We start from the raw sequence: 16,450 nt of genomic DNA on the forward strand, positions 1-16,450 counted from the left end.
GCTCCTCACGCGCGCGGCGAGGCGACCGCGTCGCGCGCGTGCGCGATCAGGCTGTCGACCGCATCCGGCGCGGTGCAGAACGCGGTCACGAAACGCACCACGTCCGGACCCCAGCGGTCGCGATAGAACTGGAATCCGGCCTGCACCAGCGCGGCGCTGACCGGCTTCGGCAGACGGCAGAAGATGATGTTGGCCTGCGTTTCGCCCATCACCTCGACGCCTGGCACCGTCGCGAGACCTTGCGTGAGACGGCGCGCCATGTCGTTTGCGTGACGCGCGTTGCGCAGCCACAGATCGTCGTTCAGATACGCGTCCATCTGCGCGGAAAGAAAGCGCATCTTCGAGAACAGATGGCCCGCGCGCTTGCGGCGATAGCCCATTTCGGCGGCCAGCGTCGTGTCGAACAATACGATGGCTTCGGCGGCGAGCACGCCGTTTTTCGTCGCGCCGAGCGAGAGCGCGTCGACGCCCGCTTTCCATGTCATCTCGGCGGGCGTGCAGCCGAGCGAGACGAGCGCGTTCGCGAAGCGCGAGCCATCCATGTGCAGCTTGATCGACGCGGCCTTGCAGACTTCGCCGATCGCCGCGATTTCATCGAGCGTGTAGACGCTGCCCACTTCGGTGGCCTGCGTGATGCTCGCGCAGGCGGGCTGCGTCGAGTGCACGTCGCCGACCTTCACGCGTGCGGCCGCGCGCAGTGCGTCGGCATCGAGTTTCGCGGCCGGCCCGTCGAGCGTCACGAGCTTCGCGCCGTGCGTGTAGAACTCGGGCGCGCCGCATTCGTCGTTGTTGATGTGGCTGGCGGGGTGGCAGTAGACGTTGCCCCAGGGCGGCGTCATCGTGCTCAGGCACAGCGCGTTGGCGGCCGTGCCGGTCGGCACGAGAAACACGGCCACGTCGCGCTCGAAGATCGCGGCCAGCCTGCGCTCGACGCGCGCGGTGATCTCGTCCGCGCCGTATGGGCTCGACTGGCCCGTGCTGCTCGCCACGATCGCTTCGACGATTTCCGGCGATGCGCCGGCGATGTTGTCGCTCGTAAATCCCCATGCGGGCGCACGTGCGCCCGGTGCTCGCTCACTGTTCATGCTTGCGTTCCTCGACTGGCGGGCGACGATGGCTCGCCCGGATCGACGCATTCTGGCGCAGGCGGCCCGGCGTCGGCTTGTAAAAAATTGCGCGACGCGGCGGGGGCGCTCAGGCCTGGTAAGTCGATGGCGCGACGCCGAAGGCCTGGCGGAACGCGCGATTGAAGTGGCTCTGGTCGTAGAAGCCGACCGCCTGCGCGACGCTGGCGATGGCTTGCGGACGCCTCGACAGCAGGCTGCACGCATGTTCGAGGCGCAGCCGCACGAGCCAGGCGTGCGGCGTCATGCCGATGGTCTGCTTGAACTGCTTGAGGAACGCGAAGCGCCCGAGGCCGCAGAGGTCGGCCAGCGCATCGAGTGTGATTTTTTCGGCGAGATGCGCGAAGCAGTAGTCGCGCACGCGCTGCCATTGCAGCGGCGAGAGCGCGCCTTGCACCGTTTCGGGCACGATCGCGCGCGATTGCGCGAGCAGCAGATCGGCGAGCGCGAGCCATTCGGATTGCACCGCGAGCACGTCGGCGTTGGCGCTCATGGCGTCGTGCAGTCGCAGCAGCCGATGCGCGAGCGCCGGGTCTTCGAGCAGGGTCGCGGCGAGCGAGGGTTCGCGCGGCGCGCCGCCGATCTCCTGCGCCACGCTCGCGAGCAGGTCGGGCGCGACGCGGAAGGTCTTGAGCGTATAGGCGTCGCCGTCCTCGCCCACGCCGTCGTGAATCTCGCCGGGCGGCATCAGCGCGATGCATCCGGCCCCGACGCGCACGGTCTTGCCGTTGAAGCGCTGCCGCTGCACGCCGTCGGTCACCAGCCCGATATGGAAGTCGAGATGGAAATGGCGCTCGAAACTGAAGTCGACGAAGCGCGCGGCGCCCAGCACGAGGCCGGGAACCTCTGAGACCTGGTGGTAGTGGACGGAGTCGGCCATGGAGCAGGGTGCGGGAGGCGGCGGGTTCGCGTGAGTATACCGCCGGGCGGCGCGCGGCGCCTGGGCGGTTCGGGGCACAATGGCGTGGTTTGGCGTGTATTCACTCAACATCCATGAGAATTCGCTTCAAGATTCATCCACCATCGACGATGAGGTCATCATGAGCAATCCGAATCAATCGACCGAAGCGGCAGCGTCATCCGGACACAGCGAAGCGTATGAAGCCGGCAAGGCGCGGCGCACGCAGGTGATGGGCGAGCCGTTCGTCGAACGCGCGATGAGCGGAACCGATGGCTTTTCGCGTCCGCTGCAGGATTGGCTCAACGAACACGCGTGGGGCAGCACGTGGCTGCGTGACGGCCTCGATCTCAAGACGCGCAGCCTGTGCACCTGCGCGATGCTCGCCGCGCTCGGGCGCAGTACGGAACTGAAGGGGCACGTGCGCGGCGCGCTCAACAACGGCGCGAGCGTCGTCGAGATCCGCGAAGTGCTGCTGCACAGCGCGCTCTATGCGGGCGCGCCCGCGGCGAGCGAAGCGTTTCGCAGCGCGCGGGCGGTGCTGGAGGAAATGGGCGTGCCGATGCCTGAATGACGGGCCTCGCCGGATGGGCGAGACCGATAAAACCCGTTCAGGCCGCGACGCTTTCGCGTTCCTCGCGCGTTTGCGGCGTGAGCGTGTCGATCGTCACCGGCACGCGGCGCGCGACCGCGCAGAGCAGTTCATAGCCGATCGTGCCCGACGGTTCGGCCACCTCGTCGACCTTGATGTGCTCGCCCCACAACTCGACCGTCGAGCCGATATTCGCCGCCGGACACGGCGTGAGATCGACCGTGAGCATGTCCATCGACACGCGGCCGACCACGCGCGTGCGCACGCCGTCGACCATGATGGGCGTGCCGGTGGGCGCGTGACGCGGATAGCCGTCGGCGTAACCGCAGGCCACCACGCCGATGCGCATCGGCTGCTCGACTTCGTAGGTGCATCCGTAGCCCACGGTTTCCTGCGGCGCGAGCGTCTGCACGCCGATGATCCTGCTCGTGAACGTCATGGCCGCGCGCAGCCCGACGCTTTCGATATGCCGCGCCGCGCCCGTGGGCGACGCGCCGTAGAGGATCGTGCCGGGGCGCACCCAGTCGCGGTGCGCGCGCGGATGCCAGAGCACCGCCGCCGAATTCGAGAGCGAGCGCTCGCCGGGAATGTCCTGCGTGGCGGCGTCGAAGCGATCGAGTTGCCAGTCGATCGCGCCGTCGTCGGCGTTCGCGAAATGGGTCATGAGGCCGATCTCGCCGATCGTCGGCACGGCGCGGGCGCGCTCCCAGGCGGCGCGGTAGGCGTCCGGACGATAGCCGAGGCGGTTCATGCCCGAATTCATCTTCAACTGGATGTCGATCGGGCGCGTGGTGTTGGCCGCCGCGAGCAGCGCCAGTTGATCGTCGCCATGCACGGTCACGGTCAGGCGATGCGCGACGGCCGTCGCCACGTCGGCGGCGTCGAACACGCCTTCGAGCAGCAGGATCGGGCCGGTCCAGCCCAGTTCGCGCACGCGCACGGCTTCGTCCAGATCGAGCAGCGCAATGCCGTCCGCCGCCGCGAGCGCGCAATAGATGCGCTCGATGCCGTGGCCGTACGCGTTAGCCTTGACGACTGCCCAGACGCGCGCGCCTTGCGCGCTTCGCTTCGCGATCTGGAGATTGTGGCGAATGGCATCGGGATGAATGCGGACGGCAATCGGACGCGGCATGGCGAATGGGTTCCTGGTTAGTGGTTTGTGCAATCGTATTGATTTTCGTCCAGTTATTTTTAATGTATTTTTTCGGAAATTTGGACGAAACCACTGGTTTGCGATGTCAGCCGCTGGCGAGGTGTTTGTAGTAGAAGGTGGTGGCGCAGAGTGCGCCGTCCGGCATTAGCGCGTAGTCCGGCACGGTGCCCGCGCGTTGCCAGCCGCTGCGCCGGTAGAGCCGTTCGGCGTCGCCGCCCGTGACGGTGTCGAGCACGAGCACGGTTTTTCCGGCCGCGAGCGCGTGGGTATCGACGGCCTGCATCAGCAACTGGCCGACGCCGCGCCGCCGCGCGCGGCGATGCACGAGCATCTTGGCGACATCGGCGCGATGCGGCTGATTGTCGGGCTGCGACGTGACGATCTGCACGGTCCCGACGATCTCCCCGCGCGCGTCTTCGGCGATCAGCAGAATGCGTTCGCCTGCGGCCACGCCGTCGGCCACGCGTTTCCAGAATGCCCGCGCCGTGTCGCGCGCCAGCGGCGCCATGAAGCTGACCGAGGCGCCGCCCGCCACGCAGTCCATCAGCACGTCGGCGAGCGCGTCGATGCTGGCGGCGGCTTCGTTTGCGCCGAGCGGGCGTACCGCGATGGCGTCGTTCATTGCGTTCACGTCGTTCATGCCGGGCTCCTTGCGCTGCCGTCGGGGACGCGGCTGAGCGCCACGAGATAACGCGCCGGCTTGCGCGTGGGGTTGCGATAGACGATCGGGCAATCGAGGCGCATCGCGAGACAGTCGCCGGTGCGCAGGCGCCAGCGCTCCTCGCCGAGGGTCATCTCCATTTCCCCCTCGATGATCCACACCTGCTGATGGATTTCCGCGTCGCGCAGGCTGGTGTCGTAGGCCACGCGCTTGCCCGCCGGGAATTGCACTTCCACGAGTTGCAGCGGCGACCAGAGCGCGGGCGAGAGATTGCGGCGCACGTAACCCGAAGCGGGATCGGTCCAGACCGGCTGTTCCCCGGCGACGGCGAGCGGCGAGGGCTCGGTGGCCGCCGCGCCGTCGGGTGCTTCGAACAGCGAGGCGAGCGAGACGCCGAGCGCCGTCGCGAGTTTGTCGAGCACGACGGCGGTGGGGCTGCTCTGTCCGCGTTCGATCAGCGAAATATTCGAGCGGCTGACCGTGCTGCGATCGGCGAGCGCATCGAGCGACCAGCCGCGCGCGTCGCGCAATTCGCGCAAACGCTGGGCAAGGGCGGTGTGGATGTCCATGCGGCGTCCAGTTTATTGGAGGTTGATTTCCAGTAAACTAGACGAGCAATATTCGCGTGTCAACCGCTTCGAATCGAACGCAATGACGGCAGGGTGATTCAAATTAATACGGATGCCGAATTAATCGATGCAACAAAAAAGCGTGCAGCCGCGATGGCCGCACGCCCGTCACCGTCGCTTACGCGGCGGCGATCACGTCGATGCGCAGCGCTTCGCCGCCCGCTGCGACTTCGAGCAGACGGTCGACGTTCGGGTGCGCGCCCGGACGGTTGCGCGCGTCGGCGGTGTGCTCGGCGAACACAGCGAGGCCGTGCTCGGCCGCTTTGGCGTCGAGCGTGCCGAAAGCTTGCTGCAGATAGTGATAGACCGCGAGCGAGCCTTGTTTGCCCGGCTTGTTTTCGATCGTCGAGACCACGGCGCCCTGGCCGTTCACGAGATCGATGCGCTCGATGCCGTCGATGGCGGGCAGTTGCGCGAGATTGTCCTTGAAGACGTTGCCGGGTTGAATCATGAGAGCACTCCGTTAAGTCAGATAAAGCGTGGGGATGGCGTAGTGGGCCGCATTTTAGCCGATCCCCCGCGCCCGTTTCAGGCCGGGCCGCAGCCGCGCGCGCCGTCTCGCTGCGGCGCGCGCGAGAAAACCGCCTGATTTCAGGGCTTTTCTTTCCCGAGCGCCGTGAGGATCGCGTAGCCGGCGCGCACGCGCGCGTCGATCGGATAGGCCTTGTTGGCAAGAATCACCACGCCGATTTTCTGCGAGGGCACGAACGCCGTATAAGTCGAGAAGCCGTTGGTCGAACCGGTCTTGTTGATCAGCGCGTCGGTTTGCGGCGGCAACGGCGGCGTGATCGCGGTGGCGGGCATGCCCTTGCGCAGCATGTCGGGGCCGTTGCCGCTTTGCAGCGTGGCGAGCGTGACGGGCCACGGATACTGCTCCCACACGAGATCCTGCGTGATTGCGGCCGCCTTGTAATAGCCCGTGTGCGTGCACGCGAGCGCGCGTTGCCACGGCTCGGGCAGCGCGGTGAGACCCATGTTGGCGTCCAGATAGCGCACGAGATCGGGCGCGGTCGTGCGCATCCCGTAGGCTTCGTCGGCGAGCACGCCGGGATGCAGGCGCAGCGGCGTGTCGTGCGCATCGTAGCCTTGCGCGTAATCGGGCATGCGCGCGGCGGGCACGTCGAGCCACGTGTGCGTCATGCCGAACGCGGGCAGCAGACGCTGCTCGACGGTCTCGCGATACGGCTCGCCCAGACTTTGCGCCGTGACCATGCCGAGCAGCCCGATGCCGAGATTCGAATACACGCGCTGCGTGCCCGAGGGTTGCGCGGGCTGCCAGCGGCGGTAGTACGCGATCAGTTGCGCATCGTTGGTCACGTCGTCGGGTTCGAACAGCGGCAGGCCGGACGTATGCGTGCCGAGATTGAGCACGCTCACGCGATCGAACACGCTGCCGCGCAGCGCGCCGACATACCGGCTGGCGGGCGCGGCGAAGTCCAGCTTGCCTGCGCCCTGCGCGTAGCACGCGAGCGTGGCCGTGAACGTCTTGGTCAGCGAGCCGATTTCGAACAGCGTGTCGTCGCGCACGGGCGCGCCGCTGGCCCTGGAGGCCACGCCGTAGCGATAGAACGTGTGCTTGCCGTTCACGGTCACGCCGACGATCAGGCCCGGCACGCCGTATTGCGTCCGCACGGGCGCGACGGCGGCATCGACGGCGTCTTTCAGGCGGTCTTGCGCGTGGCCGGTGGTGGCCGTGGCGGCAGCGGCGGCCAGGCTCATCGACATCAGTAAAAATTTTATCTTGATTTTCACGATCGAGGAGAGAGTTGGTCAGTAGAGCGCCCGACAGACGCCGCCGGGCGGCGGATCACACTCATTGCGCCGACGATTGTGGTGCGTTGCCCGCCGTCCGACAAGCGACGATAATTTGGTTGAGCCACAAGCCAAACTTATAGGTCGACACGATGCGTCCCAATTTACCGCTGCATGCGCTGCGCGCTTTCGAGGCGTCGGCGCGCCACCTGAGCTTCACGCGCGCGGGCCTCGAACTCAAGGTCACGCAGGCCGCGGTGAGCCAGCAGGTGCGCATGCTCGAAGAGTGGCTCGGCGTGCCGCTGTTCCGGCGCCTGCCGCGCGGGCTCGGCATGACCGACGAGGCGCGCGCGCTGCTGCCCGTGCTGAGCGACGCGTTCGGCCGCATCGAAACCGTGCTCAAGCAGTTCGAGGGCGGACGTCTGCACGAAGTGCTCACGGTGGGCGTGGTCGGGACATTTGCGATCGGCTGGTTGATGCCGCGTTTGAAGTCGTTTCGCGAGGCGCATCCGTTCGTCGAATTGCGGCTGCTGACGAACAACAATCTCGTCGATCTGGCGGGCGAGGGGCTGGATTTCGCGATTCGTTTCGGCGACGGCAAGTGGCCCGCGACCGACAACACGCGCCTCTTCGACGCGCCGCACGCGGTGCTGTGCGCGCCGGAGATCGCGCGGCGGCTGGCGTCGCCGGCCGATCTGGCGAAGGAGACGCTGTTGCGCTCCTATCGCACCGACGAATGGCTGGAATGGTTTGCGGCCGCGGGCGTCGAGGCGTGGGCCGTGAGCGGGCCGATTTTCGATTCGTCGCGGTTGATGGCGGAGGCGGCGATGCAGGGCGCGGGCGTCGCGCTCGCGCCCGCGTGCATGTTCGCGCGCGAGTTGCAGGCGGGCTTGCTGGTCAGGCCGTTCGAGGTGGAGGTGAGGCTCGGGAGTTACTGGCTCGCGGGGTTAAAGTCGCGCGAGATGACGCCGGCGATGAAGGCGTTTTGGGGGTGGATTGTGGGGGAGGCGCGGGCACACTGACGCCGTTCACCTTCCCGCTTCACAACACATTCAACATCGCCAGCGCCGTCTCCTGCAGATGCGGCAGCACGCGCCGCACGGCTTCTTCCGGGCTTTCATTCCCGATCGACATATTGGTGCTCAACGCCGCCACCACATCGCCGTTGCGATTGCGCAGCGGCACGGCCACGCCGCGCACGCCGACCTGCAACTGCTGCTCGATCAGCGCATAACCGTCCACGCGCGCGCGCACGATCTTTTCGCGCAGACGCGACGCGCTCGTGATCGTGTGCGCCGTGAAGGGCGCGAGCTCCACGCCGTCGAGCCAGTTCGACACCGCCTCCTGATCCTCCTTGTGCGCGAGCAGCACGACGCCCGGCGAGATCAGCGGCGCGGGCACGCGCGCGCCGAGCACGAAGCCCGTCGTCATCACGCGCGAGACGCCGTTGCGTGCGATCACGACGAGATCCCAGTCGTCGAGCACGCTCACATACGCGGACTCGTTGAGCGTCGCGCTCAATTGCTGCAGATACGGCTGCACGGTGCGCGGCAGGCGCGCCGAATCGAAATACGACCAGCCTACGCGCAGCACGCGCGGCGTGAGGCCGAACAGACGCCCGTCGGTGTAGACGTAGCCGAGCGATTCGAGCGTCAGCAGATAGCGCCGCGCGGCGGTGCGCGAGAGGCCGGTGCGTTCGCCGGCCTGGGTCGCGGTCATGCGCGCGTGCTGGTTGTCGAAGGCTTCGAGTATCGCGAGGCCTTTTTCGAGTCCGGCGATCCAGTCGCGCCGGGCGAGGGGGATGGTTTTCATATCGGATGGCCGGAAGGCAAAAAAGCCGGGCATGCGCCCGGCCTCGTGACTGCCTCTGCGCTTGCGCTCAGTGCGCCTGCGCGGGCTTCATGCGCGCCGCCACGATCAGGGAAATCAGGCAGCCGACGGCGAGATACGCGGCCACCAGATGCCACGAGCCGCCGCCCACGCCCACCAGCGCCACGGCGATGAACGGCGTAAAGCCGCCGCCCACCACGCTCGCGAACTGGTAGCCCACGCCCGCGCCGCTGTAGCGGTATTCGGCGCCGAACAGTTCGGTGAACAGCGGCTGCTGCACGCTCACCACCATGTCGTGCGCGAGGTTCGCGAGCGCCACCGAGCAGATCACGATCCACACGATCGAGCGCGCTTCGAGTGCGAGGAAGAACGGCACCGCGCCGGCGAGGCCGATCGTCGCGCCGATCAGATAGACGCGGCGCAGGCCAACGCGGTCGGCGAGCCACGCGAAGCACGGAATCGTCACGCACGACAGCGCGCCGACGAACAGGCCGATGCCGAGGAACAGATCGCGCGACAGGCCGAGGTTCGCGGTCGAATAGCTCAGGGCGAACGCGGTCACGATGTACATCGTGAAGAGTTCGGCCAGACGCAGCGCGACGATATAGACGAAGGCCTTCGGATGACGCGTCAGCGCTTCGAGCACCGGCATCTTGAGCTTGCGATGGCCGTGCTCGACCTTTTCGACGAATTCGCGCGACTCGTCCATGCTCGAACGCACCCACAGGCCGACCAGCACGAGCACCACGCTGAAGACGAACGGCAGACGCCAGCCCCAGGCGCGGAACGCCGTCTCGCCGAGCAGATGGCTCAGCAGCGCGACGATGCCGGTCGCGAGCACGAGGCCCACGCCGTAACCGACCTGCACGCCGCTGCTGTAGAACGCTTTCTTGTGCTTGGGCGCGCTTTCCACGGCCATCAGCGCCGCGCCGCCCCATTCGCCGCCCACCGCGAAGCCCTGAATGGCGCGCAGCAGCACGAGCAGTACGGGCGCCCACCAGCCGATCGTCGCGAAGGTGGGCAGCAGGCCGATGGCGACCGTCGAGAGGCCCATCAGCATGACGGTCAGCACGAGCATGCGCTTGCGCCCGAGGCGGTCGCCGTAGTGGCCGAACACCACGCCGCCGAGCGGGCGGAACAGGAAGCCTACGCCGAAGGTCGCGAACGCCGCGAGCGTGCCCATCTTGCCGATGTTGGGGAAAAATGCCGTGTTGAAGACCAGTGCGGCGACAATCCCATAGAGCAGAAAGTCGTACCAGTCGACGACGGCGCCGACGAAGCTGCCGATCGCGGCCTTGCGGGCCTGGCCGCTGGAACGGGCGGCAGGGGCGGGCTCGCTGGCGCCGGTGGTGTCGAGGGTCGGGGTCATGAGTGTCTCCAGAAACTGGCTTTTGATCTATGTCGCCAAACATGGCTGCGGGACTTGCCGCAGCGGTGAAACGGAGCATAGAGCCGCGCAGGCGGCTCGGCAATGTACGGAACGCGCAAAATGCGCGATTATCGCCCAAGCGCGTGCGTTTATCGAACGCTTTGCGGGTTAGCACCGAGAACGGGCAGCCCCGGAACGATGCCCGTCTTTGGCGCGATGAACGATTTGGTTAAAATTGGCGTGCACTGGCGGCGCGGTCTGTCGTCGCTGTCGTTCATGGTTTTTTGCTGGTATCAGGAGCCTTCCGCATGTCGTCCAACCCCATTTCCGGCGCGCCGGAGCAGGCCAATCCGCTCGGCATGGCCGGCATCGAGTTCGTCGAATTCGCGGCGCCCGATCCCGCCGCGCTCGGGCGGCGCTTCGAGCAGCTGGGGTTCAAGGCCATCGCGCGCCACATCAGCAAGGACGTGACGCTCTATCGCCAGGGCCAGATGAATTTCCTGCTGAACGCCGAGCCGGACTCGTTCGCCGCGCGCTACGCCGAGGAATACGGCATGGGCATCTGCGCGATCGGCGTGCGCGTGGACAGCGCGCGGCGCGCCTTCGAGCACGCGCTGCGTCTGGGCGCGTGGGCGTTCGAGGGCGAGCGCGTGGGCACGGGCGAGCTGAAGATCCCGGCCATTCAGGGTATCGGCGACTCGCATATCTATTTCGTCGACCGCTGGCGCGGCCGTGGCGGCCAGCGCGGCGGCGTCGGCGATATTTCGATTTTCGACATCGACTTCCGGCCGATCGACATCGCCACCGCCGAGGCCGATCTGGAGCACGGCGGCACCGGCCTGCAACGCGTCGATCACCTCACGCAGACGGTGGGCGCGGGCCGTATCGGCGAATGGCTCGATTTCTATCGCGAGCTGCTGCACTTCCGCGAGATTCACGAGATCAACGCGAACTGGCACGTCTCGCAGGAGTCGCGCGTGATGGTGTCGCCGGGCGGCGAGATCCGCATTCCCGTCTATGAGGAAGGCACGCGCCGCACGGAGCTGATGCACGACTATCTGCCCGATCATCCGGGCGAGGGCGTGCAACATATCGCGCTCGCCAGCGACGACATCGTGCCTTGCGTCGACGCGCTGATGGCCAATGGCGTCGAATTCGTGGAGCCGCCGCCCGCGTACTACGATTCGGTCGATGCGCGCCTGCCCGGTCACGGCCTCGATATCGCGGCGCTGCGCAAGCGTCATATTCTGATCGACGGCGAAATCGGCGCGGACGGCGTGCCGCGTCTTTTCCTGCAGACCTTCGTGAAGCGTCGTCCCGGCGAGATTTTTTTCGAAGTGGTGCAGCGCCTGGGCCACCACGGTTTCGGCGAGGGCAATCTCGACGTGCTCGCGAAGGCGCGCACGGTTTGATGCCTGACATTGCACGCTGAAAAGGAAAACGCCCCGCTGAAACCGGGGCGTTTTTCATGCTGCGTTGGTCTTCGTGCCGGCGGGCTTTACACCGTCACGACGATCTTGCCGACCTGCGCGCCCGCCTCCATGTAGCGATGCGCTTCGACAATGTCGTCGAGCGTGAACGTGCGGTCGATCGCGGGCTTGAGCGCGCCCGAGGCGAGGCCTTCGGTAATGAAGCGTTTCGCGCGTTCGAGCTTCGCGGTGTCGGTGGTGATTTCGAACAGTTCGTAGCCGCGCACCGAGAGATGGCGCGAGAGCAGGTCCATCACCGGCACGCTCAGATCGCGCGTGTCGAGCGCGCCGTATTGCACGAACATGCCCTGTTTCGCGAGCGCGCGCAGTTGATGCGCCGCTTCCGGGCCGCCAACCGGATCGAAGGCCAACTGCGCGCCCGTGCCGCCCGTGAGCTCGCGCACCTGCTGCGTGAGCGCGTCGCCGCCGCCCGCGATCACGTGCTGTGCACCGGCTTCGAGCAGCGCCGCGCGCTTGCTGTCGCTGCGCGTGAGCGCGATCGGCACCGCGCCGACGCTGTTGGCGATCTGGATCGCCGCCAGTCCCACGCTGCTGGACGCCGCGCCCACCAGCACCGCCTGGCCGCGTGCGAGGCCGCCGATCTCGATCAGCGCGCCCCAGGCCGTGGCGTACTGCATCCACGTGGCGGCCGCTTCCTCGAACGAGAGGCCGGCGGGGTTCTTCACCACGGCGCGCGCGGGTGCGTTCACGAGTTCGCCGTACATGCCGTAGTCGAGAAACGAAAATGCGGGGACGACGCTCACGGCGTCGCCGGGCGCGAAGTCCTGCACGCCCCTGCCCACGGCCTCGACCACGCCCGACGCTTCGTAGCCGAGCGCGGCCGGAAAGCGCGGCGCGTGTGTGTACTGGCCGCTGCGATACATGACTTCGGCGCGATTCAGGCCAATCGCCTTGACGCGGATCTGCACGTCCCCGGCCTTGGGCGTGGGCACGTCGATATCGTCGATCTGAAGCACCTCGGGGCCGCCGATACGGTGAAAGCGTACGATTCTGGACATTCTGGATTCCTCTTGAATTCGAACGGGGCGCACAGCATCGAGCACAGCCTCGCGGAGCGCGCCGGGTCCGAATACTGTATGCCGCGCGGCGGCGCGAATAAACGCGCGGGGCGATTACTCATTGTTATTGGATGAATAACAATGCGCGACACCGCGAGGAACGCGCGCAGCACGTCAGCCCGGACAACGCTTGCCGATCAGCTCCGTGAGCCAGTCGACGAACACGCGCACCTTGCCCGGCAGATGCTCGCGATTCGGGTACATGACGGAAATCGGCTTGGGCACCTTCACGACGCCCGGCACCACTTCCACGAGTTGTCCCGCGTCGATATGCGGCTGCAACGCGGGGCGCAGCGCGTGTATCAGCCCGAAGCCCGCGAGACCGCAGGCGAGCAGCGCTTCGGCATTGTCGGTGAGCAGGGCGCTCTCGAGCTTGAGCGCGACGTTCTTGCCGCCGCTGCGATACACCCAGTCCATCACGCGACGATTGCGTCCGGTGAAGAAGTTCACGGCGCGATGCGCGCGCAGATCGTCGAGCGTGCGTGGCAGGCCGTGACGCGTGCAATAGGCGGGCGACGCGCAGGTCGCCATCGACACCGAGCCGATCTTGCGCGCGACCATGCTGGAGTCTTTCAGATCGCCGATACGCACCACGCAATCGATGCCTTCGCCGATCAGATCGACGGGCTGATCGCTCGCGCCCAGCACGATTTCGATCTGCGGATAGCGCTGCTGGAATTCGGGCAGTGCCGGAATGATGACGGCCTTGGCGAGCGCGACGGCCACGTTCAGGCGCAGCCGTCCTTTAGGCTGCGGACGCTGCTGCGAAAACTGCGCGAACGAGGCGAAGGTCTCGTTGACGCCCGCGAGCAACTGCACGCAGCGCTGATAGAACTCGTCGCCCTCGGCCGTCGTGCTCACGCGCCGCGTGCTGCGGTTCAGGAGCCGGATGCCGAGTTCGTCCTCCAGTTGCTGCACGGCTTTCGTGACGGCGGGGCGGTGCAGTTGCAGCGCGTCGGCGGCTTGCGTGAAGCTGCCGCGCTCGACGATATTCACGTAGATCTGCATGGTTTGCAGACGATCCATGGGGCTTCCTCGGCGATCGGTTCAAGCGGTTCAAACGGTTCAAGCATTTCGGGGCGCACGCGGTTTCACATGTGCGGTGGCGCACAGACGCGCGGCATCGCGTTCGCCTATGCTGCAACCGGGCCCTCCCCACAAGCGGTGACGACAATGATAAACACTGACCGCATCGACGAGACACGTGCGCGTGCACGGCGTAGGACCGTGCTGCGCGCGAGCGCGCGGCTGGGCTTTTGTCTGAATCTGCTACTGGGTTTATGCGTGGGTTTGTGCGTGGGCATCGCTGCGGATGCGCGGGCGCAGGACGCCGCGCCGGGCTATCGTCCGCCTGTGTGGACCGCGAGCCTGCCCGGTCATCCGACCTTGCTGCTGCTGCCGACGATCCACGGCCTCGCGCACGACGATCCGCGCATCGACGCCGCGCTTGCCGCGCTGGCGGACGGCGTGCAGGCCGTCGTGCTCGAAACGAACGTGAACCCGACGCACGAGAACGTGCAGACGATCCTGCGCTACGGCCTTTATCCCGCCTCCGACAATCTCTCGAATCACATGCAGTCGATGAGCGCCGAAGCGCTCGCGCATTGCGCGCGCGACAGCGGCGCCGACATCAAGCTGTTCTTCCAGCACAAGCCGTGGCTCGCGGGCTTTCTCGTCGATGCGGTGCGGCTGCACGCGGACCGCTTCGAGTGGAAGAACGGCGCGACGCATCCGCATCTCGTGCCGACGGGCGAGTCGCTCGTGTTCGCGGGGATCGATTTCCGGCTCGAAGCGATCGCGCAGCGCCGCAGCATTCCGCTGATCTATCTGGAGACGATGGAGCAGGGCATGAGCCTCTTCGACACCATGCCCGCCGCCGATCAGGACGCCTTCCTGCAAGGCGAGTGCGCGGGCCTGCATGGCGCGCGCCAGGGCGCGGCGTCGTATGCGCAATTCCAGCAGGCGTGGGTCGCGGGCGACGCCGCGCAACTGGAGCGGCTGGCGATGGCGCGCTATCCCGGCGAAAGCGACGCGCATTACGACTTCAGTCAGTATCTGTTCGTGCGCGGCACCGATATTTTTGCGCGGACGCTCGCGAGCGACGGCTATTTCTACGGCAAGGGTCCGATCCTCGTCGCGGTGGGCGCGGGGCACTTCTTCGGTGCGCAATCGCTGCTGCAACGGCTGCGCGACGCGGGTTACACCGTGACCGGACCGGCGCCCGCGCTGGGCGAAGTCGCCGCTCGCTGACGATTTGTAAACTTACCGATTCTTGCGAGGGCTTCCCTAAACTTTCCCGTGCATGCGCCGTTAGAGCAGGTATGAAAACGCTATTCTCGAAAACGGAAGCCCAGCTTCTGCTGTCGATCGCCCACGAACGCGCGGAGCACCGCGCGGCGGCGGCGGGCGTCGATCTCGAGTCGCCCGCGGGTTCCGCGATCTACGACACGGTGATCTATTCGACACTCTCCGAATTCGCGCCCGCGCTGACGATCGACGAATTCATCGGCCTGCTCGCCCGTCCCGAGGTCCTGCACTGAGACCGGTATCGCCAATGGCCGGATGAAAAAACGGCGCGCGGGTGAGAGCCCGCGCGCCGTTTTCTTATCGGCGAAATGATGAGCGACGCCTAGAACTTCTCGCGCAAACCCACGCTCACGATCGCCTGCGATTGCGCGTTCGACGAGTGGCCGTTGCCCTTGTCCGAGACCGAGGCGGTCGCGGCCACCGGACGGCCGAGCGCGTCGAGCGTCGTGCCCGAGGCGTGCTGATAACCGGCCAGCAGATACACCGTCGAGCGCTTCGAGAAGTCGTAGAGCGCGCCGACCGAGACGTTGTGGTACTGCGCGGCGTCGTCGAGATTGTCGACGTCGCTGCCGCGCGTGTAGCTGTAGCTCGCGAACAGATGCGTGTTCGGCTGCACGTTCCACATGCCGAACACGCCCGCGATATTGAACTTCGCCGTGCCCGAATAGAGCGAGTTCGCGCCCGCCTTGTACTGCACGTTGCTGTAGTTCACGCCCACCTGCACCGTGCTGAAATTCCACGTCGCGCCCGCGGCCACCACCTGCTGCGATTGCGCGCTCGCGAAGCCTTCGTTGATCGACGAGTTGAAGGTGCCGTCGTAGGTGCCTTGCCACTTGCCGTAAGTGGTGTCGTCGAGGCCGGTCTTGCTGTTGTCCGAGCGCTCGTAGCCCACGCCCACGCGCAGCGGGCCGTTCGCGTAGCCCGCGCCCACGCTCCACGTGTTCTTGCGCTTGAGGCTGCCCGCCTGGCCGCCGAAACCGTATAGCGCGCCGAACGTCAAGCCGTTGTAGTTCGCGCTCGTGTACTTGATCGAGTTGTCGACGCGCGTAGTCTGGTCGAGATCGTCGATATCGCCCGGATGCGCGCCGAAGCCGCCGATCTGGCTCACCGGCGCGACCGGCCCGACGAAGTCGTCGAGCGAGGTGTACTGGCGGCCCATCGTCAGCGAGCCGAAGTGCTGGTCGGCGAGGCCCACGAACGCCTGGCGGCCGAACAGGCGGCCGCTCTGGCCCGAGGTGCCGTTGCTGATGTCGAAGCCGTCTTCGAGCACGAAGATCGCCGAGAGGCCGTTGCCCAGATCCTCGCGGCCCTTGAGGCCCCAGCGGCTGCCGGAGAGGTTGCCGGTCGTCACGCCGACATTCGAATGGCCCTGATAGGCGCCGGTCTTGCCGACGCGCTCGTTGCTGCGGTAGGTGATGCCCGCGTCGGCGATGCCGTAGAGCGTGACGGAGCCCTGCGCGGCCGCGGTGCCCGCGAGCGTGAGCAGAACCGGAGCGCAGAGCAGGTGGTGTTTCATCATGTGTCGTCTCGGTGAAGAGTGGAGCGCCGCATCAAAGCGGTCTCGTTGTTATGCGCGCGCAGCCCGGC

The 16,450-nt window shown here is 66.6% G+C and carries 18 protein-coding genes; 5 read left to right on the forward strand and 13 right to left on the reverse strand.

Annotated features, from left to right (window positions below; translation table 11 throughout):
- Positions 1-5 precede the first annotated feature (5 nt).
- Both BMY06_RS24630 and BMY06_RS24635 read right to left on the reverse strand, forming a co-directional pair.
- The gene (locus tag BMY06_RS24630; RefSeq protein WP_074985849.1) at positions 6-1,085 is read right to left on the reverse strand and encodes a threonine aldolase family protein; all 1,080 of its coding nucleotides are present in this window, start codon (positions 1,083-1,085) and stop codon (positions 6-8) included.
- Between the two features lie 109 nt (positions 1,086-1,194).
- The gene (locus BMY06_RS24635) at positions 1,195-2,004 is read right to left on the reverse strand and encodes an AraC family transcriptional regulator (protein WP_074985850.1); all 810 of its coding nucleotides are present in this window, start codon (positions 2,002-2,004) and stop codon (positions 1,195-1,197) included.
- Positions 2,005-2,164: 160 nt separating this feature from the next.
- On the opposite strand from BMY06_RS24635, the gene BMY06_RS24640 reads away from it, so the two are divergent.
- Entirely contained in the window at positions 2,165-2,596 is a 432-nt protein-coding gene (locus BMY06_RS24640) for a carboxymuconolactone decarboxylase family protein (RefSeq protein WP_065064978.1), read from the forward strand.
- A gap of 37 nt (positions 2,597-2,633) precedes the next feature.
- Here the strand turns inward: BMY06_RS24640 and alr are convergent, their stop codons facing one another.
- The 5 genes from alr to ampC form a co-directional block, all read right to left on the reverse strand.
- A complete protein-coding gene (gene alr / locus BMY06_RS24645; RefSeq protein WP_074985852.1) occupies positions 2,634-3,746 on the reverse strand; it encodes an alanine racemase in 1,113 nt (370 codons plus the stop codon).
- A 106-nt stretch (positions 3,747-3,852) separates the two neighbouring features.
- A complete protein-coding gene (locus BMY06_RS24650; protein WP_074986019.1) occupies positions 3,853-4,389 on the reverse strand; it encodes a GNAT family N-acetyltransferase in 537 nt (178 codons plus the stop codon).
- A 14-nt stretch (positions 4,390-4,403) separates the two neighbouring features.
- The gene (locus BMY06_RS24655; RefSeq protein WP_074985854.1) at positions 4,404-4,997 is read right to left on the reverse strand and encodes a helix-turn-helix domain-containing protein; all 594 of its coding nucleotides are present in this window, start codon (positions 4,995-4,997) and stop codon (positions 4,404-4,406) included.
- A gap of 178 nt (positions 4,998-5,175) precedes the next feature.
- The gene (locus BMY06_RS24660) at positions 5,176-5,508 is read right to left on the reverse strand and encodes a DUF2322 family protein (RefSeq protein WP_065064941.1); all 333 of its coding nucleotides are present in this window, start codon (positions 5,506-5,508) and stop codon (positions 5,176-5,178) included.
- Between the two features lie 140 nt (positions 5,509-5,648).
- Positions 5,649-6,782: a class C beta-lactamase gene (gene ampC, locus BMY06_RS24665; RefSeq protein WP_074985856.1), complete on the reverse strand. Its 1,134-nt coding sequence runs from the start codon at positions 6,780-6,782 to the stop codon at positions 5,649-5,651.
- A 179-nt stretch (positions 6,783-6,961) separates the two neighbouring features.
- Here ampC and BMY06_RS24670 point away from each other — a divergent pair, with 179 nt between their 5' ends.
- On the forward strand, positions 6,962-7,831 hold the full coding sequence (locus BMY06_RS24670) for a LysR family transcriptional regulator (protein WP_074985858.1): 870 nt from the start codon (positions 6,962-6,964) through the stop codon (positions 7,829-7,831).
- Between the two features lie 19 nt (positions 7,832-7,850).
- Here BMY06_RS24670 and BMY06_RS24675 read toward each other — a convergent pair whose 3' ends face one another.
- From BMY06_RS24675 to BMY06_RS40495, 3 genes are all read right to left on the reverse strand, one after another.
- On the reverse strand, positions 7,851-8,621 hold the full coding sequence (locus tag BMY06_RS24675; protein WP_074986022.1) for an IclR family transcriptional regulator domain-containing protein: 771 nt from the start codon (positions 8,619-8,621) through the stop codon (positions 7,851-7,853).
- Between the two features lie 67 nt (positions 8,622-8,688).
- Complete coding sequence (gene shiA, locus BMY06_RS24680; RefSeq protein ID WP_065064945.1) at positions 8,689-10,008, reverse strand: shikimate transporter; 1,320 nt, start codon at positions 10,006-10,008, stop codon at positions 8,689-8,691.
- Between the two features lie 149 nt (positions 10,009-10,157).
- The gene (locus tag BMY06_RS40495) at positions 10,158-10,286 is read right to left on the reverse strand and encodes a hypothetical protein (RefSeq protein WP_260183678.1); all 129 of its coding nucleotides are present in this window, start codon (positions 10,284-10,286) and stop codon (positions 10,158-10,160) included.
- Positions 10,287-10,316: 30 nt separating this feature from the next.
- Here BMY06_RS40495 and BMY06_RS24685 point away from each other — a divergent pair, with 30 nt between their 5' ends.
- On the forward strand, positions 10,317-11,420 hold the full coding sequence (locus tag BMY06_RS24685; RefSeq protein ID WP_074985860.1) for a 4-hydroxyphenylpyruvate dioxygenase family protein: 1,104 nt from the start codon (positions 10,317-10,319) through the stop codon (positions 11,418-11,420).
- Positions 11,421-11,506: 86 nt separating this feature from the next.
- Here BMY06_RS24685 and BMY06_RS24690 read toward each other — a convergent pair whose 3' ends face one another.
- The gene (locus tag BMY06_RS24690; RefSeq protein WP_074985861.1) at positions 11,507-12,496 is read right to left on the reverse strand and encodes a zinc-dependent alcohol dehydrogenase family protein; all 990 of its coding nucleotides are present in this window, start codon (positions 12,494-12,496) and stop codon (positions 11,507-11,509) included.
- 174 nt (positions 12,497-12,670) lie between these two features.
- Positions 12,671-13,582: a LysR family transcriptional regulator gene (locus BMY06_RS24695; protein ID WP_065064948.1), complete on the reverse strand. Its 912-nt coding sequence runs from the start codon at positions 13,580-13,582 to the stop codon at positions 12,671-12,673.
- A 201-nt stretch (positions 13,583-13,783) separates the two neighbouring features.
- On the opposite strand from BMY06_RS24695, the gene BMY06_RS24700 reads away from it, so the two are divergent.
- The gene (locus BMY06_RS24700) at positions 13,784-14,806 is read left to right on the forward strand and encodes a TraB/GumN family protein (protein ID WP_074985863.1); all 1,023 of its coding nucleotides are present in this window, start codon (positions 13,784-13,786) and stop codon (positions 14,804-14,806) included.
- 71 nt (positions 14,807-14,877) lie between these two features.
- Positions 14,878-15,096: a hypothetical protein gene (locus BMY06_RS24705; RefSeq protein ID WP_074985865.1), complete on the forward strand. Its 219-nt coding sequence runs from the start codon at positions 14,878-14,880 to the stop codon at positions 15,094-15,096.
- Between the two features lie 89 nt (positions 15,097-15,185).
- Here BMY06_RS24705 and BMY06_RS24710 read toward each other — a convergent pair whose 3' ends face one another.
- Entirely contained in the window at positions 15,186-16,379 is a 1,194-nt protein-coding gene (locus tag BMY06_RS24710) for a porin (RefSeq protein WP_065064980.1), read from the reverse strand.
- Between the last annotated feature and the right edge of the window lie 71 nt (positions 16,380-16,450).

The sequence above is a fragment of the Paraburkholderia tropica genome (assembly GCF_900109265.1).
In the GTDB taxonomy this organism is placed as follows: Bacteria; Pseudomonadota; Gammaproteobacteria; order Burkholderiales; family Burkholderiaceae; genus Paraburkholderia; species Paraburkholderia tropica.

Excerpts from the sequence above, each read along its gene's own strand:
- BMY06_RS24630 (WP_074985849.1), bottom strand. The coding sequence starts at position 1,085 with ATGAACAGTGAGCGAGCACCGGGCGCACGTGCGCCCGCATGGGGATTT.
- BMY06_RS24635 (WP_074985850.1), bottom strand. The coding sequence starts at position 2,004 with ATGGCCGACTCCGTCCACTACCACCAGGTCTCAGAGGTTCCCGGCCTC.
- BMY06_RS24640 (WP_065064978.1), top strand. The coding sequence starts at position 2,165 with ATGAGCAATCCGAATCAATCGACCGAAGCGGCAGCGTCATCCGGACAC.
- alr (WP_074985852.1), bottom strand. The coding sequence starts at position 3,746 with ATGCCGCGTCCGATTGCCGTCCGCATTCATCCCGATGCCATTCGCCAC.
- BMY06_RS24650 (WP_074986019.1), bottom strand. The coding sequence starts at position 4,389 with ATGAACGACGCCATCGCGGTACGCCCGCTCGGCGCAAACGAAGCCGCC.
- BMY06_RS24655 (WP_074985854.1), bottom strand. The coding sequence starts at position 4,997 with ATGGACATCCACACCGCCCTTGCCCAGCGTTTGCGCGAATTGCGCGAC.
- BMY06_RS24660 (WP_065064941.1), bottom strand. The coding sequence starts at position 5,508 with ATGATTCAACCCGGCAACGTCTTCAAGGACAATCTCGCGCAACTGCCC.
- ampC (WP_074985856.1), bottom strand. The coding sequence starts at position 6,782 with ATGTCGATGAGCCTGGCCGCCGCTGCCGCCACGGCCACCACCGGCCAC.
- BMY06_RS24670 (WP_074985858.1), top strand. The coding sequence starts at position 6,962 with ATGCGTCCCAATTTACCGCTGCATGCGCTGCGCGCTTTCGAGGCGTCG.
- BMY06_RS24675 (WP_074986022.1), bottom strand. The coding sequence starts at position 8,621 with ATGAAAACCATCCCCCTCGCCCGGCGCGACTGGATCGCCGGACTCGAA.
- shiA (WP_065064945.1), bottom strand. The coding sequence starts at position 10,008 with ATGACCCCGACCCTCGACACCACCGGCGCCAGCGAGCCCGCCCCTGCC.
- BMY06_RS40495 (WP_260183678.1), bottom strand. The coding sequence starts at position 10,286 with ATGAACGACAGCGACGACAGACCGCGCCGCCAGTGCACGCCAATTTTA.
- BMY06_RS24685 (WP_074985860.1), top strand. The coding sequence starts at position 10,317 with ATGTCGTCCAACCCCATTTCCGGCGCGCCGGAGCAGGCCAATCCGCTC.
- BMY06_RS24690 (WP_074985861.1), bottom strand. The coding sequence starts at position 12,496 with ATGTCCAGAATCGTACGCTTTCACCGTATCGGCGGCCCCGAGGTGCTT.
- BMY06_RS24695 (WP_065064948.1), bottom strand. The coding sequence starts at position 13,582 with ATGGATCGTCTGCAAACCATGCAGATCTACGTGAATATCGTCGAGCGC.
- BMY06_RS24705 (WP_074985865.1), top strand. The coding sequence starts at position 14,878 with ATGAAAACGCTATTCTCGAAAACGGAAGCCCAGCTTCTGCTGTCGATC.
- BMY06_RS24710 (WP_065064980.1), bottom strand. The coding sequence starts at position 16,379 with ATGAAACACCACCTGCTCTGCGCTCCGGTTCTGCTCACGCTCGCGGGC.